This is a genomic window from Pseudoduganella danionis, from assembly GCF_009720775.1.
Classification (GTDB): Bacteria; Pseudomonadota; Gammaproteobacteria; order Burkholderiales; family Burkholderiaceae_D; genus Rugamonas; species Rugamonas danionis.
In genome coordinates, this window is sequence record NZ_WNKW01000006.1 from 328,247 (window position 1) to 354,742 (window position 26,496).

The window sequence follows — 26,496 nt, forward strand, 5'->3', positions numbered from 1 at the left end:
TGTACCCCTTATGCCACATTTTTGTGCGTCTCTGTAGAAGCAAAAACAATTCAGTTGTTTTATTGCTCACTGGAAATATTTTCGACTATCAGGCGCGAAGTGCCGCCAGCATTGGCGCTCGCTTATAATGGCCCGCACACGCCACCAAGAGAATGCATTGCATGAGTACATCTTCAAATTCTTCGCCTCCGGACGCAACAAATTCGGTAAAACAGGGTAAACCTGCAACACGTTTCCTGATGCAGGCCGCTTTTGCCGTGGCCGGACTGGGTCTGGGCGGGATTTTGCTGGTGGTATTCGGGCTGGCCATGGCCTACCCCAATCTGCCCGAGCTCGATACGCTGACCGACTACCGGCCCAAGATGCCGCTGCGGATATTCTCGGCCGATAATGTGCTGATCGGCGAGTTCGGCGAAGAGCGACGCAACCTCGTGCACATCCGCGAGATTCCCGACGTGATGAAGAAGGCCGTGCTGGCCATTGAAGATGACCGTTTCTATGAACACGGCGGCGTGGATTACACGGGCATCCTGCGTGCGGCCGTGCACAATGCCACAGGCGGCGCCAAACAGGGGGCTTCGACTATTACCCAGCAGGTGGCGCGTAACTTCTTCCTGTCCAGCGAACAGACGCTCAAGCGCAAACTGTACGAGATGCTGCTCGCATGGAAGATCGAGAAGAATCTGAGCAAGGACCAGATTCTCGAGGTGTATATGAACCAGATCTATCTGGGCCAGCGCGCCTACGGCTTCTCCTCGGCCGCCCAGATCTATTTCGGCAAATCGCTCAAGGAACTGACGGTGGCGGAAGCGGCCATGCTGGCCGGCCTGCCGAAAGCGCCATCGGCCTACAACCCCGTAGTCAACCCGAAACGCGCGCGCACGCGCCAGCAATACATCCTGCAGCGCATGCACGATCTGGGCTACATCACCGACAAACAGTTCGAAGCGGCCAAGGCCGAGCAGCTCAAGGTCAAGACCGATAGCAGCGAATTCGGCGTGCATGCCGAATACGTGGCCGAGATGGCACGCCAGCTAGTGTACGAACAGTTCAAGGAAGACACTTATACGCGCGGCCTGAACGTGTTCACCACCATTACCAAGGCCGATCAGGATGCCGCCTATCTGGCGCTGCGCAAAGGCGTGATGGACTACGAGAAGCGCCACGCCTACCGCGGGCCGGAAGCCTATATCGACATCCCGCAGAACAAGGAAGAGGCGGACGACGCCATCGAAACGGAACTGGCCGACCATCCTGATAGCGACGACATCATCGCCGCCATGGTGCTGGCGGCCACGCCGCAGCAGATCACGGCCGTCACTGCCACTGGCGAAGAAATCAAGATCACGGGGCCGGGGCTGGAAATGGGCCGTTCGTGGCTGTCCGACAAGGCCGCGCCGAACAAGCGCATCCGCCGTGGCGCCGTCATCCGTGTGATGCAGGAAGGGAAGGACTGGTTCGTCACCCAGATGCCAGAAATCGAATCGGCCTTCGTTGCGGCCGATACTCACGATGGCGCCATCAAGGCCATGGTGGGCGGCTTCGATTACAACCGCAGCAAATTCAATCACGTCACGCAGGCATGGCGCCAGCCCGGTTCTTCGTTCAAACCGTTCATCTACTCCGCTTCGCTGGAGCGCGGCCTGTCGCCCGCTACCATCATCAACGATGCGCCGATTTCCTTTGATGCCGGCCAGACGGGCGGGCAGGCATGGGAGCCGAAGAACTACGACGGCAAGTATGAAGGGCCGATGACCATGCGTAAGGGCTTAACCAAGTCCAAGAACATGATCTCGATTCGCATCCTGCACCGCATAGGCGCGAAATACGGGCAGGAGTACAGCACGCGCTTCGGCTTCGACGCCGACAAGAACCCGCCCTATCTGACGCTGGCTCTGGGTGCAGGCAACGTGACGCCGCTGCAGATGGCCGGTGCCTACGCGGTGTTTGCCAACGGCGGTTACAAGGTCAACCCTTACCTGATTTCGCGCGTGACGGATGCCAACGGCAAGGTGCTGTCGCAAGCCCGTCCTGACAAGGCCGGCGATGAAGCCAACCGCGTGATCGACGAACGCAACGCCTTCCTGATGGACAGCATGCTCAAAGACGTGGTGCGCTTCGGTACGGCCACCAAGGCGCTGGTGCTGAAACGCCCTGACCTGTCGGGCAAGACGGGCACCACCAATGATTCCATCGATGCGTGGTTTGCCGGCTATCAGCCGCATCTGGTGGGGGTGGCGTGGATAGGTTACGACCAGCCCAAGAATCTGGGTAACCGCGAAACGGGTGGCGGTCTGGCCCTGCCGATCTGGATCAGCTATATGCAGAAGGCGCTGAAGAATATCCCTATCGAGGAACGTGCGGTGCCCGAAGGCGTGATGTTGATCGGCGACGAGTACTACTATGCGGAGAACCCGCCCGGTACGGGTGTGCCGAATATCGATGGCGGCAGCCGCGTGACCCCGGCCGATGAAAAGGCCAGGGACGCGGTGAAGAACGAATTATTCTGAGCAGCCTTCCAGGCACACTGGCGCACCACCCTGCGCGCTGACCATTTCGGACAGCGCGCTGAAGAGTTCGCTGTCGTCACGCGTGTTGTGCCATTTGCCATCGCGCATGCGGTAGTGGTAGCCGCCCGAACGGGAAGCCACCCACATTTCCTGCATGGCGGCCTGACTGTTGACGATGATCTTGGAACCATTGTCGATAAACTCGATTTCCAGCACATTGCCACTGCGGCTGCACTCGACATCGATCATGCCTTCGTCGTTCAATTCATCGAGGGCCAGTGCAATCCGGCTCAAGGTGGCGTCGGCCTGCGCCAGGAATTCTGATTCGCCCATGCTACACTCCATGTTTAAGCAATTAATCTAACCTTCAAGCGTGATTCTATCGTGAAGTCCAGTTTCCGTTTTGTTATTGGCATAGCTACCCTGTGCCTGACCGTCTTGCTGAGCGCGTGCGGCCAACCCGGCCCGCTGTATCTGCCCAAGATTCCGCCCGCCAAACCAGCCAAGAGCGGTGATGCGGCAGCGGCACCGACTCCCCCTACCGCCCCTCAACAGTAAAGCTTATGTCGCAAAATTCGTCGCATTTTTCCTATGTTAATGGCGTGCTGCACGCTGAAGGCGTGTCGCTGGCCGCCGTGGCCGAGCAGTTCGGCACTCCGACCTACGTGTATTCCAAGGCAGCCCTGCTGGCCAATTTCGCTTCCTACGCCGACGCCTGCGCCGGCCGCGATGCGCTGGTGTGCTATGCCATGAAGGCCAACTCGAATCTGGCCATCCTCGACCTGCTGGCCCGTCAGGGTGCCGGTTTCGACATCGTTTCGGGCGGCGAACTGCTGCGCGTGCTGGCGGCCGGCGGCGACCCGCGCAAAGTGATTTTCTCGGGCGTGGGCAAGAGCGTGGCTGAAATGCAACTGGCGCTGACCCACGACATCCTGTGCTTCAACGTGGAATCCATCCCCGAACTGCACCGCCTGAACGAAGTAGCGGGCGCGATGGGCAAGACGGCGCGCATCTCGCTGCGCGTCAACCCTAACGTGGATGCCAAGACCCACCCTTACATCGCCACCGGCCTGAAGGCCAACAAGTTCGGCGTAGCCTTCGACGATGCGCTGGCAACCTATCGTACGGCTGCCAAGCTGCCGCATCTGGAAGTGACCGGCATCGACTGCCACATCGGCTCGCAGTTGCTGGACGACGCGCCGCTGCTGGAAGCGCTGGACCGCCTGATCGAGCTGATCGACCAGCTCGGCAGCGAAGGCATCGTTCTGCACCACCTCGACATCGGTGGCGGCATCGGCATCCAGTACGGTGAAGCGGGCGAAGCCGACCCTGTGCCCGTGGGCGACTATCTGGGCCGTCTGTTTGCCCGTATCGACGCATGGCGCGCCGAGCGTCACGCCGGTGTACCGATCAAGGTCATTTTCGAACCGGGCCGCTCCATCGTGGGCGACACGGGCGTGCTGCTGACCCGCGTGGAATACCTCAAGCACGGCGAAGAAAAGAACTTCTGCATCGTCGATGCAGCCATGAACGATATGTCGCGCCCTACCCTGTATCAGGCGTGGATGGATATGCAGCCCGTGGTGCAAGGCCAGAGCGAGGCCCAGACCTACGACGTGGTGGGCCCGATCTGCGAATCGGGCGACTGGCTGGCACGTGACCGTGCACTGGCCGTGCAGGCCGGCGATCTGCTGGTGATGCACTGCGCCGGCGCCTACGGCATGACCATGTCCTCCAACTACAACACGCGTGGCCGTGCGGCCGAAGTCATCGTTGACGGCAGCAGCAGCCACGAAGTGCGCAAGCGCGAAAATCCGGCCGACCTGTACGCGCTGGAATCGCGCCTCGCCTAACCCACTGCGGGGTCAGGTCGGGCAAGGTGTCGATCTTTGAGAATTCTCAAGAAACGCACCAATGCCCGACCTGACACTTACACTTTGCCCGACCTGACCCCAAATAGTTGGTACTTGCCATTCAGGCGGAATAGCAGCAGGCCTGCGACGATGCAGGCGAATAGGATGGGCTGGCCCAGCAGGTGCTTGCCCGCCTTCATCCACCAGAAGTGCAGCACGGCCAGCGGCGCGATCACGTATATCAGCTGGTGCAGCCGCTGCCAGGCCTTGCCGCCCAGCCGGCGCATCATGCCGTTGGTGCTCGTCACGGCCAGCGGTATCAGCAGCACGAAGGCGATAAAGCCCACTGTGATAAACGGCCGCTTGAGCACATCTTTCCACATTTCCTGCACGTCGAAGAAGTGATCGAACCACAGGAAGGTGAGGAAGTGCAGCAGGCCGTAGAAGAACACATACAGCCCCGCCATGCGGCGCAGTTTGACCAGCCAGTTCCAGCCCGTCAGGCGCCGCGCAGGCGTAATCGCGAGCGTTACGGTGAGCAGGTACAGCGTCCAGTCGCCCGTGCCGCGCGTGATGAACTCCAGCGGTTCCACCAGTTGCCCCGTCACCGTCAGATAAACCATGCGCGCAAGCGGAAGCAGCGCCAGCACAAACAGTACGCCCTTGAGCCAGCCTAGCTGGCGCGCAGTCAGTTGCACGGCCATGGCTTAGTAGAACTTCTTCAGGTCCATGCCTGCATACAGCGGCGCCACGTCGGCATAGCCGTTGAACATCAGGGTCTTGCGTTTGCGCGCGAGGAAGCCGTCTTCACCGATGCGGCGCTCGGAGGCCTGCGACCAGCGCGGGTGATCCACTTCGGGATTCACATTCGAATAGAAGCCGTATTCATTGGGCGCCGACAGATTCCACGAGGTACGCGGCTGTTCGCGCACGAAGCGGATCTTGACGATGGACTTGGCCGATTTGAAGCCGTACTTCCACGGCAGTACCATGCGCACGGGCGCACCGTTCTGGTTGGGCAGCACTTCGCCATACATGCCCAAGGTCAGCAGCGCCAGCGGATGCGCCGCTTCGTCGATGCGCAAACCTTCCGTGTAAGGCCAGTCCAGCACGCGGCTGCCTACGCCGGGCATCTGCTTTTTGTCGGCCAGCGAAATGAATTCCACGTATTTGGCGTTGCTGGTCGGTTCGACCTTTTTCATGAGTTCGGAGAACGAATAACCTACCCACGGGATCACCATGGACCAACCTTCCACGCAGCGCAGGCGATACACGCGCTCTTCCAGCGGCGCCAGTTTCAGCAGGCTGTCCAGATCGAACGTCAGGGGCTTTTTCACTTCGCCCTCGATGCTGACCGTCCACGGATGGGTTTTCAGCGTGCCCGCATACATGGCCGGCTCGCTCTTGTCGGTGCCGAATTCGTAGAAATTGTTGTAGCTCGTCGCGTCCTTGTAGGGCGTGGGCTTGTCCAGCGCCGAATACGCGGGATTGAGCTTGCCCGCCAGTTTGGGACGCACGCCCTGCGCAAACGCTTCGCGCTGGGCCATTTCCATCAGCGCGGCGCTGCCGATGGCGCCGACGGCCAACTGGCGGATGAAGTCACGCCGACCTTCGTAGACGGCGCGCGGGGTGATTTCCGAGGAAAACGGCAGTTCGATGCCGTTCGGACTACGTTTGATCAACATGCTGGCTCCTGTGGTGGTCAAGGTATTTACTAAGAACTAAGACTGCGCTCACTGTCAGTCTCCAACCTTAGTCGCGCGGCAAAACGCAACCTTACACCATTCTTCGCCAGCCGTTGTTTAGGCCTAAATTAAAGCTTGCCGTAGGAGTGCAGACCGGACAGGAACATGTTGACGCCAAGGAAAGCAAAGGTCGTCACCAGCAGGCCCACCAGCGCCCACCAGGCAGCCGGACGGCCACGCAGGCCCGTCATCAAGCGCATGTGCAGCCAGGCTGCATAGTTGAGCCACACGATCAGCGCCCAGGTTTCTTTCGGGTCCCACGACCAGTAGCCACCCCAGGCTTCCGCCGCCCACAGCGCACCGAGAATGGTGGCGATGGTGAAGAAGGCGAAACCGGCCGAAATGGCTTTGTACATCACGTCATCCAGCACTTCGGCCGAAGGCAGACGGTCGACCAGATAACCCGAGGTTTTCAGCAGATAGGCGGCAGCCACCATGGCCGCCAGCGAGAAGTTGCCATAGCCGATGAAGTTGGCCGGTACGTGGATTTTCATCCACCAGCTTTGCAGGGCCGGCAGCAGCGGCTGGATTTCGGCCGCATCGCGGGTGTTGGTGTACCAGAACAGGAAGGCAATGGCTGCCGTGATCACGAGCGTGACGAAGGCGCCCATCTGGCTGGTGGCGTAGCGCTGTTCGAAGTACAGGTAGAACATGGCCGTGATCAGGGCGAACAGCACGAACACTTCGTACAGATTGGAGACGGGGATGTGGCCCACGTCCGTGCCGATCAGGTAGGACTCGTACCAGCGCACCATCATGCCCGTCAGGCCCAGTATGACGGCAGCCCAGCACAGCTTGTTACCGATGCTGAAAGCGACGGTCGAACGGCCCAGCATGCCCACCCAGTAGAACAGCGTGGACAGGATGAACATCATGCTCATCCACAGAATCGCCGACTGGCTGGACAGCATCATGCGCAACCAGAATTTCTTGGTGCCGTTATCGAGTACGCCGCCATACATGGCAATCGCACCCAGCGACAGCAGCGCCACCAGCGGCATCAGCCAGCGCGCCGGTTTCCAGTGCCAGCCCAGCGCCGCAAACGTGGGCGCCGCCGCCAGCAGGATGCCCTGCTCGTAGACGTCCATATACCGGCCGTAGCGGCTCAGGCCGAACAGCGAGGCGGCCACCAGTGCCAGGCCGAATACCCAGTCCAGCAGCGTCAGGCGTTTGAAATAGCCGGGCGCTTGCGTGTAGGTCTGGCTCGATTGGGTCAGTTCCATCTTCTTTCTCCGTCCCTGCCGGTCAACGTGGCTAAAAAGCTCACGCCGATTGCGGCAGTTTTTCTTTCAGGTTCTCAAATTCGCGTTCGAAGTCCAGCGTTTTGCGCTGGGTACTCATGGCCATCAGGGCTTCGGCGCCATCGGCATGGTCGGTAATCCAGATCCACAGGCGGCGCTCGCGGATGTAGAACATGGAGAATACACCGATCACGAGGAACAAACAGCCCAGATAGACGACATTTTTGCCGGGCGAGCGGGTTATCTGGAAGACCGAGGCTTGCACCTGAGTAAAGTCATCAAGTTGCAGATAGATAGGCGCGCCGTAGAAATAGCCGTCCGACAGGGCATTGGTGGCCAGTTGCAGGAAGCGCGCATGGTTCTGATCCGGTGTGGCGGGTGCCAGACCATCCTGGGCGCGCGCCACCTGCCACAGTTCCCACAGCGTGCCGTTGAGGATTTTCATGAACACATCGGCGGCTTTTTCCTGCTCGGCCGCCGGGATCTTCTCGAGGAAGCGCGAGATGGCCACAAAGCCGCCCACTTTGCCGTCACCGGCGAAGATGGACAGGCTCTTGTCGGCCGAAGCCTGTAGCTGCAGCTGGATCTGCTGGGCGTTGGCCGATTGGGGCGCCGCACGGCGCGCATAGCGCTGGGCCGCCTCCGTGCGCAGGGCCGGGGTATTCAGCGCAGCGCGCAGACGCATCCAGTCCTTCAGGCCGTGTTCATCATCGGCCGGTATGCGCAGATAGGTGAACGGATCGGACGGGCTGTTACGCATGCCGGCCAGATACATGGTGGCGCCATCAATCTGGATGGGCTGCATATAGTTCTGGTACTCGCGTGCCTGACCGTTCTTGTCGCGCAGCTTGTAGGTAAAGCTGGGGCCGACGTTCTTCATGTCCTTGTTGTTGGCATTGCGCGCAGCCGAGCCCGTGTGCTTGTCGAGTGTGGCGCTCAGCGTCTGCTCCAGACTTTCACCCTTGGTCACGGCGCGCGGGTCTTGCGTATTACCCATGTTTTCCACGTTGAACGCGCGGAAGCCCGTCCATTCCACCGTGTAGGCATCACCGAGTGGTGTCGAGGTGCCCACTTCGCCATTCAGGGCAAACGTGGTGCTGCTGCCACCAGCCATGGGGAAGCCTGTCAGTTTCAGCTTACTACCACCGTCGTCGAAGCTGGACTGGTAGATGGCCAGCCCTTTGAAGATCAGCGGCTTGTTAACTTCGATCACAGCATTGACCTTTTCGCCACTCACGTTGTCGCGCACTTCCACTTCGGAGGCGAACAGCTTGGGCATGCCCGTGGTGTAGAAATCGACGGTGAATTTTTTCAGCGAAATAGTGATCGGCAAATCCTGGATCAGTACGCCATCAGGACGGTTCAGAATCGCGCTGTCGCTGGTGGCGCCTTCCGGCACCAGCGTATTGCCACGGAAACTAGGGTTGGAGGTGCTCAAACGGCTCTGCGCCGGCACATTGGCAATCAGGCCCGAGCCATTGAACGGCACTTTGCCGGCGAACCATTCCTGCGCCCGGATCGGCATGTCCGAATCGAGCAGGCCGCCGATACAGATCACCACGATGGCCGCGTGGGCGAAGATGTAGCCGAACTTGTTACCAGCGCCGCGTTTGGCGGCCACCAGCGTGCCGCCATCGCGCTCCACGGTTTTCACGGCATAACCGGCATCGGCCAGCCGCGCCGCGCTCTGCTGGGCCAGCGCCGTGCGTGCCAGCGGCGCACGCCATTGCATCTTGTGGTGGAAGTTCAGCAGCGAGCTAGCGCGCACGTTCTCGCGCCAGCTGCGCATATCGCGCAGCATCTTGGGCGTATTGCGCATGATGCACAGCGTGGTGGACGTCACCAGCATGCCCATCAACAGCAAGAACCACCAGGCCGAGTACACGGCATACAGGCCCAGCTTGCGGAACACTTCGAACCAGAACGGACCGAACTGGTTGATGTAGTTATTGGTCGCCTCGTTCTGCTTCATCACCGTGCCGACCACGGCGGCAATGGCGATCATGGCCAGCAAAGCGATCGCAAAGCGCATCGAAGAAATGAGCTCGATCAATTCGCCGATCAGGGGACGACGGGTTTTTACGGCAATACCGGAAGTGCTGGGGCTGCTGCTCATGCTAGGAAAGGTTTCTCGAAAAATGTGCTGACGGCAGCATAACAACAAAAAGGGCAGCCCGCTTACGCTGCCGCCCTTTTTTTATGGCCATGCGGTCCCGCCCGAGAGCGGGGCCGAGGTGGTGATTACTTCAAGCCGGCGACGTAGTCAGCCACGGCTTTCATTTCGTCTTCCGTCATGCGCTTGGCGATGGTGGTCATCTGCGGGCTGTTTTTACGGCCATCAGCCTTGAACAGACCCAGCTGGGCTACCGTGTAGTCCTGATGCTGGCCAGCCAGCCGTGGGTATTGCACAGGGATGCCGGCACCGGTGGCGCCGTGGCAGCTGGCGCAGGCTGGCACGTTCTTCTCGGCGATACCGCCGCGATAGATCTTCTTGCCGATTTCTACCGTGTCCTTGTTCTTGGCGGCGTTAGGCTTGGAAGCCTGGGCTGCCAGATAGGTGGCGATGTCCAGCTTTTCCTGATCGGTCAGCATTTTGGCGTAGGTGGTCATCACCGGCTGGTTACGCTCAGGGGTGGTGAAGTTCACCAACTGCTTGTTCAGGTAGCCGGCGCTCTGGCCTGCCAGTTTAGGATTGACCGTGATGGTCGAGTTGCCGCCTTCACCGTGGCACGATACGCAGGCTGGCAGACCGCGGCCAGCGTCGCCGCTACCGAACAGGGTGCTACCTTTGGCGGCATCGCCCTTCAGTGCCGCAGGTTCTGCGTGCGCTGGTTTTTTGTCCTCAGCGTGGGCAGTTGCGCTCACAGCCAGTACGGCCACCAGCAGGGATTTTACAAACGGTGAAAACGCACGATTCATTCAGGCACCCTCAAAAAAGTTTGGTCGCAAGCTAGACTAACACCAAGGCCACAGGCTGGGTTAGCGCCGCTTCGTAACTACTCATTGTACAATAGCTTTCCAGCATATTTGCTCCCTTTTGTTGCATTTCCCCCATTCCCATGTCCAAACTCTGGCAAGCCCGCTTCTTCACGACCGTCAACCAATTGCGCGAATTACCCGACACCAAAGTGCCGGAAATCGCCTTTGCGGGTCGCTCCAACGCCGGTAAATCGACCGCCATTAACATCCTGTGCAACCAGAAAGGTCTGGCCTTCGCATCCAAGACACCGGGCCGCACCCAGCATATTAACTACTTCTCCATCGGTGGCGCCCATGTGGCGCAGCACCGTAAAGACCCCACCATCGTGGACGAGATCGAGGCCCTGCTGGTCGACCTGCCTGGCTACGGTTATGCCGAGGTTTCCGGCTCGGCAAAATTACACTGGCAACGACTGCTCGGTGACTATGTGCAGCGCCGCGAACAATTGGCCGCCTTGATCCTGATCATGGATTCGCGTCGCCCGTTCACGGAACTTGATGTACAGATGCTCGAATGGTTCGCCCCGACGGGCAAGCCTATCCATTGTATTTTGACCAAGGTTGATAAACTCAACCGTAACGAAATGGTCAATGTGCTGCGTCAGGCCAAGGCCAAACTGGAAAGCTATGTGGATGAAGATGGTGTAGGTTTCCCGTTCACCGTGCAGCTATTCTCGGCCCTCAAACGGGTCGGCATCGACGAAGCCAATGACAAGATCCTCGAACTGGCCGGCCTCAGTGACGACACTGACGCCGATGCAGCGCCCGCTGGCGCCGCAGACGACGCGCCACCAGCCGACTAAGTTGTAGTTTCCCCTTATTAAGTTTGCCCCTTAATCCATCAAGGAAGTAACGCAATGACTCATCCTCACGTTTCTGCCCAGTTTCCCAATGTCCGTATGCGCCGTATGCGGCGTGATCCATTCTCGCGCGCACTGATGCGCGAGAACAATGTGACGGCCTCGGACCTGATCTACCCCGTGTTTATTCTCGAAGGCACGCAGCAGCGCGAGCCGGTCGCTTCGATGCCGGGCGTGGAACGAGTGTCGGTCGATCTGCTGCTGGAAGTCGCAGCCGAATGCGTCGCACTGGGCATTCCCGTGCTGGCGCTGTTCCCGGTGATCGACGGTAGCAAGAAAACCCCGGACGGCGTGGAAGCCACCAATCCTGAGGGTCTGGTACCACGCGCCGTGCGGGCACTGAAGCAGGCCCACCCTGAACTGGGCATCCTGACCGATATCGCGCTCGACCCTTACACCAGCCACGGTCAGGATGGCCTGATCGATGAAAACGGCTATGTGATCAACGACGTCACCACCGACATGCTGGTACGTCAGGCGCTGTGCCATGCTGCTGCCGGCGTGGATGTGGTGGCACCATCGGACATGATGGATGGCCGGATCGGCGCCGTGCGCGCTGCACTGGAAGCCCACGGCTACATCCATACCCGCATCATGGCTTACTCGGCCAAATACGCTTCGGCCTTCTACGGCCCGTTCCGCGATGCCGTGGGTTCGGCCAAAAATCTGGGCAAGAGCGACAAGAACACCTACCAGATGGACCCGGCCAACAGCGACGAAGCGCTGCGCGAAGTGGGCCTCGATCTGGCAGAAGGTGCCGACATGGTGATGGTCAAGCCCGGCATGCCGTATCTGGACGTGGTACGCCGCGTGAAAGATGAATTCAAGGTGCCGACCTTTGCCTATCAGGTCAGCGGCGAATACGCGATGATCAAGGCCGCCGCGCAGAACGGCTGGCTCGATCACGACAAGGTGATGATGGAATCCATGCTGGCCTTCAAGCGCGCAGGCGCCAACGGTGTGCTGACCTACTTCGCGCGTGACATCGCCCGTCTGCTCAAGGCGCAGGCACAGGCTTAACGGGCCGATCCCCGGGTATATTCGGGGAACATTTCTTTCAGCAGGAAGGCGATCAGTTCCTTTTCGTCTTCCTTGCGCGCACTCAGCGTCACGACTTTACCCAGACGCCGCGACTCCCACGGGAAGTCGCCCTGCTTCTCTTTGCGGATCACCTTGATCATTTCCTTGACCACGGCCGTCTCGATATCCTGCTCGGCGCCCTGCTCGACGTGGATCTGCTGCAGCCAGTTGCGCTTGAAGTTGGTATTCCAGCCGCGGAACTTCACTTCCGCGCTGTGGTAGCTCTTATCGACCGAGAAGATACCGCCCGTGTCATCGCGGTCGCCACCGGCCGAGCGGCCTTGTGCGCCGGCGATGTTGGCTTTGGCGATACGCAGCGCGCGTTCGTTTTCCGATTCCGCCGGTGCCGGTGGTGCCGGTTGCGGGTTGTTGGCTTCGCGCGCGGCACGGCGCTTGGCGATCATCTCCGACATATCCTGTTCCGGCGGCGGCGTCATGGTGGCCTGCACGGGCGGCACATAGGTTTCCAGCTTGGGCCGCGTGGTGGCCGGCGTATCGCGCTGGGTAATCTGCTTCGGTGGCGGCGGCGGTTTGGCCGCCTTGGCCACTTCGATCTTCTTGGGCTGCGGCTTGTTCGGGCTCTTGTCCTTCTGCGGCTCGATGTAGACCATCACCCCGCCCTTGGGCGGCGCCGCATGCTTGCGCTCGGGCGCAGGTGCAAGGAAGTAGTACAGCACACCAAGCAAGTGCAGGGCTATCGAAATGCCGATACCGATGCGGTTGGGCTTGTTTTCGCTCTCCCACGTACCGTAGCCGACCGAAGCCGGCAGGCGCTGTCCGCATGCTTCGCAATACTCGGAACGCGCAGTGTGGATGTGAGGATCGTGATGCAAAATAACAAACCTTGAAGGGGGCGACGACAAAAGTGCGGCCATAGTGCCAGAGTCGCGCTGTTTTGGGAACCGGAGCGCAAGCAGACTATACCCGCCATGCTAGCGCTGCTAGCTTACAAGTTCCCCGCCTTGAAGGATGTTACCGTATGTATCAGCCGGCGTTACAAACTGCCCCATACTGGTGCTGCGGCAGCAATTGCTGAGCCAGCGCCAGCACGCAGCGCTCGGCATCCTGCACCACGCGTGAAACCAGCCCCGGCCTCGGTAAAGCATGGGTGTAGTAGTGCGCGCCCTCGACGGGAAAGCCCAGCGCCCACAGGCGCGGACAGACCTGCCCTTGCCGATCTAGCAACTGGCTGGCGCCATCGATATCCAGCCCGCCCGGGTGAAAATCGCCATTTTGGTAAGGCCGCGCGAGCCCTCGCGCCAGCATATTACGGATGAGTAAGGATGTTGTCTGGAAGGGAAAAAAGCCCGCCAGCCGTGCCACCACCAGCACATCCGCGCCCTGCCGGACCCAGCCACTGGCCAGCGGCGTGCACAACTGGAAACGGGCGCTGGCCGCATCCGTCTCGATATGGCAGCCGGGGCCGGCCAGCCACTGCACGATTCCCGCCTCCATCAGCGCCAGCAACTGCTGGTTGCGCCGCAGTGGCGGGCCGTAGGCCATGCGGTTGATGGCCGGATGGTAGCGTTGCAGGAACTGGCGGTGCGAAGCCGGTGTCAGGCCACCGAATTCCAGCGCCGCCTGCAAGGTGGCGCGGCAGTCGCGCAACACGTCCAGCGCGGCCTTGCAGGCATTGCCCAGATTGCCTTGCTGGGCTGCCGCCAGATCACGCAACAGCCAATCGTGTACGTAGTGACGGAACTGTCCCAGCGTGGCAAAGCGGCGCTGCTGCAGCGGGAACAGCCAGCGCATGATCTGGGCCGCATCACCGGCCGTCAGCACAAAGCGTTGCGGATCGAGCGCATGACCGGCCAGCGTGCTGCGGTACACCCACGCCATTTCCCGCTGCAGCAAAGGCAATACGTCGCGTTCGAAATCGAGCTGTGGACTGCCGTCGCGCAACTGGGCGCGGGCACGCAGCGCGGCCAGTGCCTGCGGGGTGAAATACTGGGCCGCATGGCGGCCAGCCAGCCCTTTCTGGTTCAGGCCGCGCGCCGCTGCGGGCAGGCATAGGCGCGAGCACAGCGTCAAACGTGGTTCGGCGCCGGACGGCAGATAGCGCAAGCCTGCACCATGGCTGGTGTTGTGCGGCAAATAGCGGCCGCCCCGCCCCAGCGTCAGCTCGGCCAGCACATCGTGGGCACATAAGCCCAGTCCCTGTATGGCCACCTGCGTGCCGGCGGCTATCCGCTGCAACTGGGTGGCCGGATACAGTTCGCGCACCAGCGCTAACTGTCGATTGCGTGCGCTGTGCTGCCGCACGAAACCTTCCAGTTCTTCCTGCTCGGGGTCGGGCTGCTGGCGGTCATGTCCCGTGGTGATAAATACGAAGTGGCTGCGCACCACGGCGCCGCTGTCCAGCATGACGGCCCACTGGCCATCAGCCTGCAGAGTCAGATCGCAGGCACTGGCGCTGTGCTGCTGCAGAATGACGCAAGCGGGCAAGGCTGCGGCCAGTTGGGCATAGGCCCAGCACAGATAGGCGCCCAGCAAACCGCGCGGCAGATAATCGCCATCGCTGATGCTGCTGCCAGCAACATGGCCACTGTCACAGTGCGTGGCATAGCCGCCGTCCTCGTAGCGGCGATAGCCTTGCTGGCGTGCCCATTCCGTCAGGCTGGGCGTTGGGCAGATAGTGGAGTAGCGCACACTGCCATGCAGCGGAAACAGCGTGACCTGACTGGCCAGCGTATTGATTAGCAGATGGCGCGATTGTTCGGGGTCGTGCACGCCGGCGCCGCACGGGCCCGGCTCTATCACCGTGATGTCGAGCGCCAGCCCCGTATGGCCGCACAGCGCCGCGAGCCGTTCCAGCACACTCAGGCCGCGTGGCCCCATGCCGATGATGGCGACACTATAGCGCTGCATGGGCGACCGTCCTTTCTCATAGTCACCTTTCCTATGATAAAGAAACCGTCGCCCGGCTAGTTGTCACTGCTCAATGCTTGGCCGTACTGACGGCTTTCAATTCGACCGCATGGACTGTCGGCACAGGTTTGCCGGCCAGCTCCTCGTCGCTCATGGGGCCCGTACCGCTGTATTTGTCGAGGAACAGGTAGATCACGGGCGTGATGTAGAGCGTAATCACTTGCGAGAAGATCAGTCCGCCTACGACGGCCAGACCCAGCGGCTGGCGCAGTTCGGCGCCCGCCCCCAGACCCAGCGCGATCGGCAACGCGCCCATCAGCGCGGCCATGGTGGTCATCATGATCGGGCGGAAGCGCAGGATACAGGCTTCGCGGATCGCATCGGCCGGCGCGCGGCCTTCGTTACGCTGCACGTGCAGGGCAAAGTCGATCATCATGATGGCGTTCTTCTTGACGATACCGATCAGCATCAGGATACCGATGATGGCGATCATGGTCAGATCCAGATTGAACAGGCGCAGCGTCAGCAGCGCACCCACGGCGGCCGAAGGCAGACCGGCCAGAATCGTCAGTGGGTGGATATAGCTTTCATACAGCACGCCCAGCAGCACGTAGATCACGCCCAGTGCCGCGATGATCAGGATCAGTTGGCTGCCCTGCGAACTCTGGAACACGGCGGCATCGCCGCCATAGTTGGTGATGATGGATGGCGGCAAATGCATGTCCAGTCCCATCTTGTCGATCTTGGCCGTGGCTTTACCCAGCGGCACATCGGGCGCCAGATTGAAGGACAGCGTGATGGCCTGCAACTGGCCCTGATGGTTGACGGCCGTCGGCCCCACCGTGCGCTCCACCGTGGCAAAGCTGGACAGTTGTACCAGCGCGCCCGTCTTGTTGCGCACCGAGATACGGGTCAGCGCATCATCGAACTGGCGGTCGGAAGTGGCCGCTTCCAGAATCACGTTGTAGCTGGCTGCGGGCGTATAGATGGTCGATACCTGACGCTCGCCGAAGGCCAGATACAGCGCCGTGCGGATATCGCCGATGGCCACGCCGAGGTTGTTGGCCTTGTCGCGATCTATCTTCAGCGTAGCCTGCAGGCCGCGGTTCTGCGAATCGCTGGTGACATCGCGGAAATCGGGATCGGCACGCAGCTGGTCGAGGTATTTCTGCGCCCACTCGTTCAAGGCACCGGGGCTGACCGATTGCAGCGTGTACTGGTAGCGGCTCTTGGACTGGCGGCCACCAAGCTGCAGATTCTGCACGGGACTCAGGTAGACAGCGATGCCGGGCACAGCCTTGGTGGCCTTGCGCAGACTATCGAGTACTTCCGGCATGCTCTTGCGCTCGTTGCGCGGCTTGAGCACGAGGAACATACGGCCACTGTTACCGCCACCGACAAACGAGGTCACATCCTGTACGTTGGGATCTTTCTGGATCACGGCAGCGACGCGTTCCTGCAGCTCCTGCAAGGCCGAAGACGAAATATCTTCCGACGCTTCCGTGTTGACGCGGATCTGGCCCAGATCTTCCTCGGGGAAGAAGCCTTTCGGTATCGTGATGTACAGCGCCGCCGTCAGCGCAAACGTGCCCAGTGCCGCCAAGAGCACGATGTAGCGGTGGTGCAGCGCCACATCCAGCGTGCGCACATAGCTGTTGCGCAGAGCCGTGAAGCCGGCCTCGAACCAGCGGCCGATAAAGCCGCCCTTGTCGTGCTCGGGATCAACCGCGTCGGCCGGCAGCAAACGGCTGGCCAGCATAGGCACCAGCATCAGCGACACAGCCGCTGACACCAGCACGGACAGGCCCACCACCACGGCGAATTCATGGAACATCAGACCGATCACGCCGGGCATGAAGAAGATGGGGATAAACACTGCCACCAGCGACACGGAAATCGAAATAATCGTAAAACCCATTTCCTTCGAGCCCACCAGCGCCGCCTGCAAAGGCTTCTTGCCCAGCTCGATGTGGCGCACGATGTTTTCCAGCACCACGATGGCATCGTCCACCACCAGCCCCACGGCCAGCGTGATGCCGAGCAGCGAAACGTTGTCGAGGCTATAGCCAAACGCATACAGCAGCGCCAGCGCGCCCAGCAGCGAAATCGGCATGGTGATGGCCGGAATGAAGGTGGCCGCCGCACGGCGCAGGAACAGGAAGATCACCATCACTACGAGGAAGATGGTCAGTGCCAGCGTCAGGTTCACGTCGTGAATCGCTTCGCGGATCGACACGGAACGGTCGTTGACCAGATTGATGTTGATGGAAGCCGGCACCTGATTCTTGAAGCGCGGCAGCAGACGGCGCACGCCATCGACCACCTGCACGGTATTCGCATCAGGCTGGCGCATCACCAGCAATACGATGGAGCGCTCGCCGTTGTAGCTACCGGCCGTCTTGACGGACTGGAAGCTGTCTTCAACCGTCGCCACATCTTTCAGGCGCACGGGCTGGCCGTTGCGCTGGGCAATGATCAGTTCGGCGAATTCGGCCGCCTTCATCAACTGGGCGTTGCCCTGTATGGTCAGGGTCTGGCTAGGGCCATCGAGGATACCGAGCGGGGTATTCGCGTTGGCCGATTTGATCGCCTGCTGCAATTCGTCGAGCGTCATGTTACGCGCGTTCATCAGCTCGGACTTGGCGCGGATACGCACGGCAAAACGCTTCTGGCCGTTCACCGTCACCTGCGCCACGCCAGGCAAGGTGGACAGGCTAGGCGCGATCAGGTTCTCCGCATAGTCATTGAGTTCCGACAGCGTCAGCGACGGCGAGTTCATGGTCATGAACAGCACGGGCGCATCGGCCGGATTGACCTTGCGGTAGGACGGCAGATCCGTCATCTCGATCGGCAACTGGCGCTGGGCACGCAGCAGCGCGGCCTGCACATCGATGGCCGCTTCGTTGACGTTGATGCTGGGGTCGAATTCCAGCGTCAGCGAGGAATTGCCCAGCGTGTTAGTCGAAGTAATCACCGACAGACCGGCGATGGTGGAGAACTGCTTCTCCAACGGCAACGCCACCGACGATGCCATGGTCTCGGGCGAAGCGCCGGGCAGGTCGGCCGAGACGTTGATGACGGGCGTGTTATAGCTGGGCAGCGCGGCCACAGGGATGTAGAAGTAGGCCAGTACACCAGCCAGTATCAGGGTCAGCGACAGCAGTACTACCATCACTGGCCGGCGGATACACAACTCGGACAGATTCATTGCTTAGCCCTTCTGCTTGTCGTTGGCCGGCGTGCTGCCAGCGCCACTGGCCGCTGCGCCCGCACTGGCAGCAGCACCGTTGCCGCCAGCGGCTGCGGCGATGCGCACCTTGCCGCCCGGACGCAGGTTCTGCTTACCATCGACGATGATTTTCTCGCTGCCATCCAGACCGCTGACGGCGGCGCTCTCGCCAAACGCATACAGGCGTTTGATGTTCACCACCTTGGCCTTCTGCTCGTCATCGACCGTGTAGACAAAGGTGCCGCGCGTGTTGCTGATGATGGCGTTCTGCGGAATTACCATGGCGTCTTTCAGCACCTGCGCGACCAGCCGCGTGTTGACGTACTGGCCCGGCCACAAACGAGTTTCCTTATTGGCAAACTGGGCTTTCACACGGATCACACCGGCCACGGGATCGACCGTGTTATCGATGAAGCTCAGCGCACCGCTGACTTCCTGCACGCCGTCGCCGGTGGTGGCCTTGACGGCCACGCTGCCATCGCGCTGCGCCTGCAGCAAGGTCGCCAGTGCCGATTCCGGCAGCGTGAACGCCACCGTGATGGGGTCGAGCTGGGTGATCGTGGTCAGCGACGTGGCCACCTGCACCAGACTGCCCGGATACACATTGATCGCGCCTACCCGCCCTGCCATCGGTGCGCGTATGCTGTTGTAGCTGGCGTCCACGCTGGTGGAACGGGCCGCTGCCATGTCGGCGTTGAGCAGCGCACGGGCCGAATCAACCTGGCTCTTGAGCGTATCGATGGCGCTCTGGGCGACGAACTTCTGGGCAAACAGTTCCTGTGCGCGTTTGTATTGGCGCTCCACATCGGCCAGCGCGGCCTGATCGCGCACCACCTGTGCCTGTGCCTTGTCCACATTGGCACGCGCTGCGCGGTCATCCAGCGTGAACATCAGCTCGCCGGCTTTGACGAACTGGCCTTCCTTGATATGCACGCGCGAGATAGTGCTGGTGATCTGGGCATGCAGGTCCACCGTGCTGATCGGCGTCACCGTGCCATTCGCCTGCAGTACCACCGGCACGTCCTGCCGCTTGGCTGCCGTAATCGCGACCGTGGTTGGCCCTTGCTGGCCGGGGCCTGCTGGCTTGGCAGGCTCGACACTGTGGTGGGTCATGTTCCAGCCGACAGCACCGGCTCCGGCGACTGCAGCGATCAGAATGGCGAGGGAAGATTTTTTCATTGTTCGATAAGTTTTTCGGTCGGAACAGTGGCCGCTGAAGCTATCGCTTCCACGGCCACCTTTGCAGGGCGAAACATTGTCGCACAGTATGGTTGACTGACCGTCGAGATCAACGGCCAGCGTAGTATTCAGGTACCACCAGCGTCACTTCGAGGCCGCCTTCGGCATGGTTGGCCAGCACCACGCTGCCGCCATGCTGCTCGGCGATATTGCGGGCGATGGTCAGGCCCAGCCCCGTGCCGCCGGAAGCGCGCGAGCGCGAGCTTTCCACCCGGTAGAACGGTTCGAACACGCGGGCCATCTGGTCCTGATCGATGCCGGGGCCGCCGTCGCGGATGCGGATGCGCGCCGCGCCGACCAGCCGCTCCACCGACACATGGGCGTAGTGGCCGTATTTGACGGCGTTGTCGATCAGATTCATCAGGCAGCGCCGGATCGCCAGCGGACGCCCCATCAGCGCCATCGCAGCACGGCCGCGCAGTTCCACCGACTGGCCCACATCGGTGGCGTCGCTGCACACGCTGTCGAGCAGCGCATCGAGGTCGAGCGCCTGCATGGTTTCCGTCGAGTCCATGCTGCGCGCCAGATCCAGCCCTTCTTTCACCATCTGCTGCATGGCGGACAGGTCATCGATCAAGCGCTGCTGCAATTCCTCGTCATGGACTTTTTCCAGCCGCAGACGCATGCGCGTGAGCGGCGTCTGCAGATCGTGGGTAATCGCAGCCAGCATTTCCGTGCGCTGCTGGATGTGCTGGCGGATGCGCGCCTGCATGGCGTTGAAGGCGGCACTGGCCTGACGGATTTCGGCCGCACCGCTGAGTACCACGGGCGGGTGATTGATGTCGTTGCCGAGGTCTTTGGCGGCCTGCGCCAGCGTGCGCAGCGGGCGTACCGTCATGCGCGTAACCAGATAGGCCAGACCGGCAATGCTGAGCAGGAAGGGCAGCATGGCCAGCCACTCGCTGTGCTGGGCCGGTGGCGGCGAGCGCGGTGGCAACACGGACAGCTTCATGATTTCGCCATCCGTCAGTTGCACCGTCATGGTTTCGCAAGTGCCCTTCCACTGAGTCGGCGCGAAGAAATCGCGGCCTTTACGGGGCTCATCGCACTCCAACGGGCGTTCAGCCAGCGGCCCCAGCGAAATGGTGGGCCCGACACGTTGCTGCAGCAGCGCGGAAAAGTCACTAGGCGGCAGCGCCTTGGCCATGGCCAGATCAGTCCGCTCGAGCTTGACAGTGCCGCGGCCGGCCACACGCAGATAGGTGGGGCGCGAAGCAGCAGGCAGCACATCGGCCGTGGTGATCAACTGCTCGGCCCGTTCCAGTGCATGGAAGTCGCGGTAGCGTTCGATGGCACGCGTGCGTTCGCCCACGGCCAGCCACTGGGTCAGCGCCGCCGAGGCGACGATACCGAGCAACAGGACGAGGAACACGCGGCCCGTCATGGATCCGAGAAAAGCTCTCACGCGTGTGGCTCCATGGTGACCTGCCCTGCCAGCACATAGCCGCCGTTACGCACGGTCTTGATGATCTGCGGCAGGCGTGCATCTTCGCCGAGTTTCTGGCGCAGACGGCTGATCTGGATATCGATAGAACGGTCGAACGGGTCGGCATCGCGGCCCTGCGTCAGGTTCAGCAACTGGTCGCGGTTGAGCACGCGGTTAGGGTGCTCGAGGAAGACTTTGAGCAGGCGGAACTCTGCGCCCGACAGCATGATGACGATGCCGTCCGGATTGAGCAGATGGCGTGCCGTCAGGTCCAGCGTCCAGCCCGAGAAGCGCAGCAAATGGGCTTTGTCGGCCGCGCCGCCGCTAGGCATGGCGTTACTGCGTCGCAGCACGCTGCGGATACGGGCCAGCAGTTCGCGCGGCTCGAACGGTTTGGGCAGGTAATCGTCGGCGCCCATTTCCAGCCCGAGGATGCGGTCGAGCGGTTCGTTACGCGCGGTCAGCATGATGACGGGCAGAGTAGACTGGGCGCGCAGCTTGCGGCACAGGGTCAGGCCATCGTCGCCGGGCAGGTTAAGGTCCAGCACCACTAGATCGGGGCGGGCGTCTTCCAGCAGCTTCCACATGGCCAGACCATCGGCGGCGGCCAGCGCGCGGTAGCCGTTCGATTCCAGATAATCGGCCAGCAGGGAGCGGATGTCGCGATCGTCGTCGACGATCAAGATAGTAGATGTGGGTTCCATGCGCCCATTATCCCCAGTTCACCTAGCTGTGGGCAATCGCCAATTGTATCGTCTTGTATATGACGGGGCCAAGGAAACATCTGGATACAAAAAGCGCCGCAAGGGAAACTTGGCGGCAAACTTGCGCTGCCAAGATGGTGTTCAGCGCGGTGCCCACAACGAAGCAGCGCGACGGATTAATTCACTGATAAAGGAACTACCATGAAAGCCTTACGCACTACTCTCCTGATCGGTTTCACGGTACTGGGCATGGCCGCCGCTCAGGCACAGGACAAAGCCCCGGCAGCGGGCCACCACGGCATGCCGGACCGCGCCCAGATGCAGGCCAAGATGGGTGATATGTTTGCCAAGCGTCAGGCCCGCCTGCACGACTTGCTGAAGCTGACGGCGCAGCAGGAATCGGCCTGGGCGACCTATCAGGCTGCCATCAAGCCAGCGGCCGGTGATCAGGCCTGGCCAGAGCACGGCGCGGCCGCCAAGATGACGGCGCCTGAACGCATGAGCAAAATGATAGAGCATCACAAACAGCGTCAGGCCAAGATGGAAGCCCATCTGGCGGCCCTGAACACCTTCTACGGCCAGCTCAGCACTGAACAGAAAGCCGTATTCGATGACCATACCATGGGCGGCGCCCACGGCGGCCACCCCATGCAGCGCCGCGCCCGTGGTGCTACAGGCGAGCATCACGCTGACACGGCCAAATAAGCGGCTAGCGGCTGGGCACTGACGCGTACCGCAGTGTCCAGCGTTTTAGACTTTTTAGACTTTTTTAGACCGGTTCTAGACTGATCTAGACCGTTCTAGACCGTTTTAGACCGTTCTAGACTTTTTTAGCGCAGACGTTCCAGCGAGGTGGTGAACTTGGCCGCATCTTGAAAACCGATTACGCGGGCACCGGCGATTTCCTTACCGTCACGGTCGAACAGGATGATGCCTGGCGGGCCAAACAGGCCGAAGCGTTTCAGCATGGCCTTGTCATCGGCATCGTTGGCCGTCACATCCACCTGCAGCAGCACGGTGTTGGCCAGCGCCGCCTGCACGGAGGGTGCCACGAAGGTCAGCTTTTCCATTTCCTTGCAGGACACGCACCAGTCGGCATAGAAATCCAGCATCACGGTTTTGCCGCCGGTATTGGCCAGTACGGCATCAAGCTGCTGTACCGTCTTGATGCGCTGGAACACCAGCGGCTTGTGCTGCTGGCTGCCCAGATGGGCCAGCGGTGCGAGCGGATCACGCCCGCCACTGACCACGCCCGCCAGTTGCACGAGCCCCAGTGCAACAAACACCAGCGCAGCCGACTTGGCGAACCAATGGCCGCGATTGAGCAGCAGATACATGCCGTAGCCCACGAACAGCGCGGCCCAGCCCAGCATCTGGACGGCCGCCGGCAGCACGGGCGCCACCAGCCACCAGCCCATGGCCAGCATCAGCACACCGAAGAAGCGCTTCACGCCATCCATCCACACGCCTGCGCGTGGCAGCAAGGCACCGGCCGAAACGCCGACCAGCATCAGCGGCACGCTCATGCCTATGGCCATGGCGAACAGGGCGCTACCGCCTATCAGCACATCGCGGCTCTGGCTGATGTAGACCAGCGCAGCGGCCAGCGGTGCGGCCACGCAGGGGCCGACGATCAGCGCAGAAATGGCGCCCATGACGAACACGCCGGCCAGCTTGCCGGACGACTGGCGGTTGGAGACATCGCTGAGTTTCGATTGCAGCGCGGCCGGCACCTGCAGGTCATACACGCCGAACATGGACAGCGACAGAATGGCCATCAGTACGCCGAAGCTGCCCAGCACCCACGGGTTCTGCAAAGCCGCAGCCAGCCCTTCACCGGCCAGACCGGCAGCCACGCCCAGTGCCGTGTAGACGATGGCCATGCCCAGCGAATAGGTGGCCGACAACAGCAGGCCACGGCCACGGGTGGTATTCGAGCCTTCGCCGACGATGATGGACGACAGGATAGGCACCATGGGCAGCACGCAGGGCGTGAAGGACAGCCCCAGTCCCAGCAAGGCAAACAGCGGCAGGATTACCAACAGCTTGCCGGACTTGAGCGCTGCTTCCAGTTTACCGGTCTCGTTGCCGGCCGCACCGGCAGGCACTGCCGAGGTTTCCGGCGGCAGCAAGGTGGTCACAGGTTCGGGAATGGCGCGGATGGTGACGCCGGGCGTCACGGGCGCCGGTTTGCCTTCCAGTCCGGTAGCTGCCGTGTTGACGGCAGCAGTATCAGTCGTCGCGACGCCGCCAGCGGTCACAGGCGTACCGGCGGCGGCACCGCTGGCGACGGTCTTGCCCGCCACAGAGACGGCGCCACCGGCCGGGGTGTTGGTGCCCGCGGCGGCAGTGTTGGCAGCCGGCGCGACTGCAGGCAGCGGCACCGAGCCGCTACCAACCAGCGTGATCTTGTAGTCTTGCGGTGCGTAGCACAGGCCTTTGTCCGAGCAGCCCTGCCCCGTACCCTGTAGCGTAAAGCTGCCAGCAGCATCGACCGGCATCGTCATGGTGACGGATTTGCGGTAAGTCTCTACATTCTTCTGGAAAGTTTCATCGTAGTGCACGGTGCCAGCCGGAATTGCCAGTGCGCCCACTTTGGCACCCACGGCGCTGAATTTGAAGCGCTCGCGGTACATATAGTAGCCATCGGCGATCTGGAAAGTTACTGCCACCGTATGGCCGTCCACCATGCGCGCCGAGAATTTGAAGGCTGCATCGGGCTCGAGGAAACCGTCATCGGCACGGGCCGGCACAGGGCCCAGAACAGCGATCAGCGCAAACAGCGCAAGGCACAGACGGACAAAACGCAACATGGACTTCTTTCGATAAAACGGCTCTCCCGCATAGTACACCGACTGCGCTCAGACCGGCTGATAGAGCCCTTAAAGCTACGTCTCGGACAAGTTCTGTGCGACACTGGAATTTTTTCTGACGGAGTGAACCATGGCGACCCTACGCCCCCTGCTGTGCTCTACCCTGCTGGTCTGTGCCGGCGCACAGGCCCAGAGTCCCGATGCGGCGCTGGCCAGCATCAAGGCCGACGAACTGCTGCAGCACATCAAGGTGCTGGCCTCGGACGAATTCGAAGGGCGGGCGCCCGGCTCCGTGGGCGAGGCGCGCACGGTGGACTACCTGAAGCAGCAGTTCCGCCAACTGGGTCTGCGTTCCGGCAATCCGGACGGCAGCTGGGTGCAGGGCGTGCCCATGCGCGGCCAGAAGCCCGTGCCGCAGTTCAGCTACAAGGTGAATGGCAAACAGGTCAGCCTGAAGTTCCCCGACGATTACGTGGCCCACTCCACCACGCCGGGCGACCATGCCCAGATCAAGGGTTCGGACATCGTGTTCGTCGGCTACGGTGTGCAGGCACCCGAATACGGCTGGGATGATTACAAGGGTCTGGACGTCAAGGGCAAGACCTTGCTGATGCTGATTAACGACCCTGCGATACCCGACCCGAACAACCCCGAACAGCTCGATCCGGCCATGTTCAAGGGCAAGGCCATGACTTATTACGGGCGCTGGACTTACAAATATGAAATCGCCGCCAAGCTGGGCGCGGCCGCTGCCATCATCATCCATGAAACCAAACCGGCGGCCTATCCATGGGATGTGGTGCGCAGCGGTGGCGTGGGCGAACATTTCAGCCTGCAGCGCAAGGGCGCCGATCCGGACGCCCCGACCGTGCCGGGCTGGATACAGCTAGACCGTGCCAAGGAACTGCTGTCTGCCGCCGGCTATGACTTCGAGCAGCTCAAGCAGCAGGCGCTGAAGAAGGACTTCCAGCCCGTGGTACTGAAAGCCCGAGCCGACTTCCAGATCGACAACCAGACGCGCAGCCTGAAATCGAACAATGTCGTGGCACTGATCGAAGGCAGCGATCCCAAGCTCAAGCATGAATACGTGATCTACAGCGCCCACTGGGACCACCTCGGCATCGATACCCGCCTGCCGGGCAGCCGAACCGAACAGATCTACCACGGCGCACTCGACAACGCTTCCGGCACGGCCGCCCTGCTGGCACTGGCCAAGGCCTACAAGGCCCTGCCTGCCGCACAGGCGCCCAAACGCTCCATCCTGTTCCTCGCCACCACGGCAGAAGAACGGGGCCTGCTCGGTGCCAAATACTATGCCGCCCATCCACTCGTGCCGCTGCGCCAGACCGTGGCCAACATCAATATCGACGGCATCAATGCATGGGGCAAGACGGCACAAATCGAAAACGTCACGTCGGGTCATTCCAGCATCGACGAACTGCTGGCCAAGTATGCGGCAGCACAGGGCCGCAAGATGGAAAACGACAGCCGCCCCGAACTGGGCAGCTTCTACCGTGCCGACCAACTGGAATTTGCCCGCGCGGGCGTACCCGTGCTGTACACCAAAGCGCGTAGCGCCTACCTCGACCGTCCCGACAACTACGCGGCCGAAGTGGTGAACCATTATGTGGCGCACGACTACCACCAGACCAGCGACATCGTGCGTACGGACTGGGACTTCAGCGGTGGCGTGCAGGACATCGGCCTGCTGTTCCAGGTGGGACTGGAAATTGCCAACGGCACCACGCCGCAATGGCGCGACGGTTCCGAATTCAAAGCCGCCGGCCAGCGCCGCCTGCATTAATCCAACTAGGGGTCAGGTCGGGCAAAGTGTCGGTGTCAGGTCGGGCAAAGTGCAGTTTTTGAGATTTCTCAAATAACGCACCAACGCCCGACCTGACCCCTGCACTTTGCCCGACCTGACCCCGGGCGAAAAAAAAGCCGGGCTA

The 26,496-nt window shown here is 61.3% G+C and carries 20 protein-coding genes; 7 read left to right on the forward strand and 13 right to left on the reverse strand.

Annotated elements, in window-relative coordinates; all coding sequences use genetic code 11:
• Positions 1-161 precede the first annotated feature (161 nt).
• Positions 162-2,510 (forward strand): penicillin-binding protein 1A, encoded by a 2,349-nt coding sequence (locus GM655_RS19655; RefSeq protein ID WP_155436357.1) that lies wholly within the window; start codon positions 162-164, stop codon positions 2,508-2,510.
• Here GM655_RS19655 and cyaY read toward each other — a convergent pair.
• On the reverse strand, positions 2,502-2,843 hold the full coding sequence (gene cyaY, locus GM655_RS19660; RefSeq protein WP_155436358.1) for an iron donor protein CyaY: 342 nt from the start codon (positions 2,841-2,843) through the stop codon (positions 2,502-2,504). The two genes, GM655_RS19655 and cyaY, sit on opposite strands and share 9 nt — an antisense overlap.
• 51 nt (positions 2,844-2,894) lie before the next feature.
• Here cyaY and lptM point away from each other — a divergent pair, with 51 nt between their 5' ends.
• Both lptM and lysA read left to right on the forward strand, forming a co-directional pair.
• A complete protein-coding gene (lptM, locus tag GM655_RS23075) occupies positions 2,895-3,068 on the forward strand; it encodes an LPS translocon maturation chaperone LptM (protein ID WP_371866898.1) in 174 nt (57 codons plus the stop codon).
• 5 nt (positions 3,069-3,073) lie between these two features.
• The gene (gene lysA, locus GM655_RS19665) at positions 3,074-4,363 is read left to right on the forward strand and encodes a diaminopimelate decarboxylase (protein ID WP_155436359.1); all 1,290 of its coding nucleotides are present in this window, start codon (positions 3,074-3,076) and stop codon (positions 4,361-4,363) included.
• Positions 4,364-4,440: 77 nt separating this feature from the next.
• Here the strand turns inward: lysA and msrQ are convergent, their stop codons facing one another.
• From msrQ to GM655_RS19690, 5 genes are all read right to left on the reverse strand, one after another.
• Positions 4,441-5,067: a protein-methionine-sulfoxide reductase heme-binding subunit MsrQ gene (msrQ, locus tag GM655_RS19670; protein WP_155436360.1), complete on the reverse strand. Its 627-nt coding sequence runs from the start codon at positions 5,065-5,067 to the stop codon at positions 4,441-4,443.
• Between the two features lie 3 nt (positions 5,068-5,070).
• On the reverse strand, positions 5,071-6,048 hold the full coding sequence (gene msrP / locus GM655_RS19675) for a protein-methionine-sulfoxide reductase catalytic subunit MsrP (protein WP_155436361.1): 978 nt from the start codon (positions 6,046-6,048) through the stop codon (positions 5,071-5,073).
• 128 nt (positions 6,049-6,176) lie between these two features.
• Positions 6,177-7,331 carry a c-type cytochrome biogenesis protein CcsB gene (gene ccsB / locus GM655_RS19680; protein WP_155436362.1) on the reverse strand — a complete coding sequence of 385 codons (1,155 nt, stop codon included), beginning with the start codon at positions 7,329-7,331 and terminating at the stop codon, positions 6,177-6,179.
• Between the two features lie 40 nt (positions 7,332-7,371).
• Entirely contained in the window at positions 7,372-9,465 is a 2,094-nt protein-coding gene (locus tag GM655_RS19685; RefSeq protein ID WP_155436363.1) for a cytochrome c biogenesis protein ResB, read from the reverse strand.
• Between the two features lie 125 nt (positions 9,466-9,590).
• A complete protein-coding gene (locus tag GM655_RS19690) occupies positions 9,591-10,268 on the reverse strand; it encodes a c-type cytochrome (protein WP_155436364.1) in 678 nt (225 codons plus the stop codon).
• Between the two features lie 140 nt (positions 10,269-10,408).
• Here GM655_RS19690 and yihA point away from each other — a divergent pair, with 140 nt between their 5' ends.
• Together yihA and hemB are read left to right on the forward strand one after the other, a co-directional pair.
• Positions 10,409-11,131 carry a ribosome biogenesis GTP-binding protein YihA/YsxC gene (gene yihA, locus GM655_RS19695; protein ID WP_155436365.1) on the forward strand — a complete coding sequence of 241 codons (723 nt, stop codon included), beginning with the start codon at positions 10,409-10,411 and terminating at the stop codon, positions 11,129-11,131.
• 54 nt (positions 11,132-11,185) lie between these two features.
• Positions 11,186-12,208: a porphobilinogen synthase gene (hemB, locus tag GM655_RS19700; RefSeq protein WP_155436366.1), complete on the forward strand. Its 1,023-nt coding sequence runs from the start codon at positions 11,186-11,188 to the stop codon at positions 12,206-12,208.
• Here the strand turns inward: hemB and GM655_RS19705 are convergent.
• From GM655_RS19705 to GM655_RS19730, 6 genes are all read right to left on the reverse strand, one after another.
• The gene (locus GM655_RS19705) at positions 12,205-13,101 is read right to left on the reverse strand and encodes a hypothetical protein (RefSeq protein WP_155436367.1); all 897 of its coding nucleotides are present in this window, start codon (positions 13,099-13,101) and stop codon (positions 12,205-12,207) included. The genes hemB and GM655_RS19705 overlap by 4 nt on opposite strands.
• Before the next feature lie 151 nt (positions 13,102-13,252).
• The gene (locus GM655_RS19710; RefSeq protein ID WP_155436368.1) at positions 13,253-15,136 is read right to left on the reverse strand and encodes an FAD/NAD(P)-binding protein; all 1,884 of its coding nucleotides are present in this window, start codon (positions 15,134-15,136) and stop codon (positions 13,253-13,255) included.
• Between the two features lie 70 nt (positions 15,137-15,206).
• On the reverse strand, positions 15,207-18,344 hold the full coding sequence (locus GM655_RS19715) for an efflux RND transporter permease subunit (RefSeq protein ID WP_155436369.1): 3,138 nt from the start codon (positions 18,342-18,344) through the stop codon (positions 15,207-15,209).
• 3 nt (positions 18,345-18,347) lie between these two features.
• On the reverse strand, positions 18,348-19,544 hold the full coding sequence (locus GM655_RS19720; protein ID WP_155436370.1) for an efflux RND transporter periplasmic adaptor subunit: 1,197 nt from the start codon (positions 19,542-19,544) through the stop codon (positions 18,348-18,350).
• A 109-nt stretch (positions 19,545-19,653) separates the two neighbouring features.
• Positions 19,654-21,009, reverse strand: a complete 1,356-nt coding sequence (locus GM655_RS19725) for an ATP-binding protein (RefSeq protein ID WP_371866899.1) — start codon at positions 21,007-21,009, stop codon at positions 19,654-19,656.
• Entirely contained in the window at positions 21,006-21,734 is a 729-nt protein-coding gene (locus tag GM655_RS19730; RefSeq protein ID WP_155436371.1) for a response regulator, read from the reverse strand. Before GM655_RS19730 ends, GM655_RS19725 begins: the two co-directional genes overlap by 4 nt.
• Before the next feature lie 201 nt (positions 21,735-21,935).
• Between GM655_RS19730 and GM655_RS19735 the strand changes: the two genes are divergently transcribed.
• On the forward strand, positions 21,936-22,439 hold the full coding sequence (locus GM655_RS19735; protein WP_155436372.1) for a Spy/CpxP family protein refolding chaperone: 504 nt from the start codon (positions 21,936-21,938) through the stop codon (positions 22,437-22,439).
• 125 nt (positions 22,440-22,564) lie between these two features.
• On the opposite strand, the gene dsbD is transcribed toward GM655_RS19735, so the two are convergent.
• The gene (gene dsbD, locus GM655_RS19740) at positions 22,565-24,547 is read right to left on the reverse strand and encodes a protein-disulfide reductase DsbD (RefSeq protein ID WP_155436373.1); all 1,983 of its coding nucleotides are present in this window, start codon (positions 24,545-24,547) and stop codon (positions 22,565-22,567) included.
• Between the two features lie 130 nt (positions 24,548-24,677).
• Between dsbD and GM655_RS19745 the strand changes: the two genes are divergently transcribed.
• The gene (locus tag GM655_RS19745) at positions 24,678-26,351 is read left to right on the forward strand and encodes a M28 family peptidase (protein ID WP_155436374.1); all 1,674 of its coding nucleotides are present in this window, start codon (positions 24,678-24,680) and stop codon (positions 26,349-26,351) included.
• The last annotated feature ends 145 nt before the right edge of the window (positions 26,352-26,496 follow it).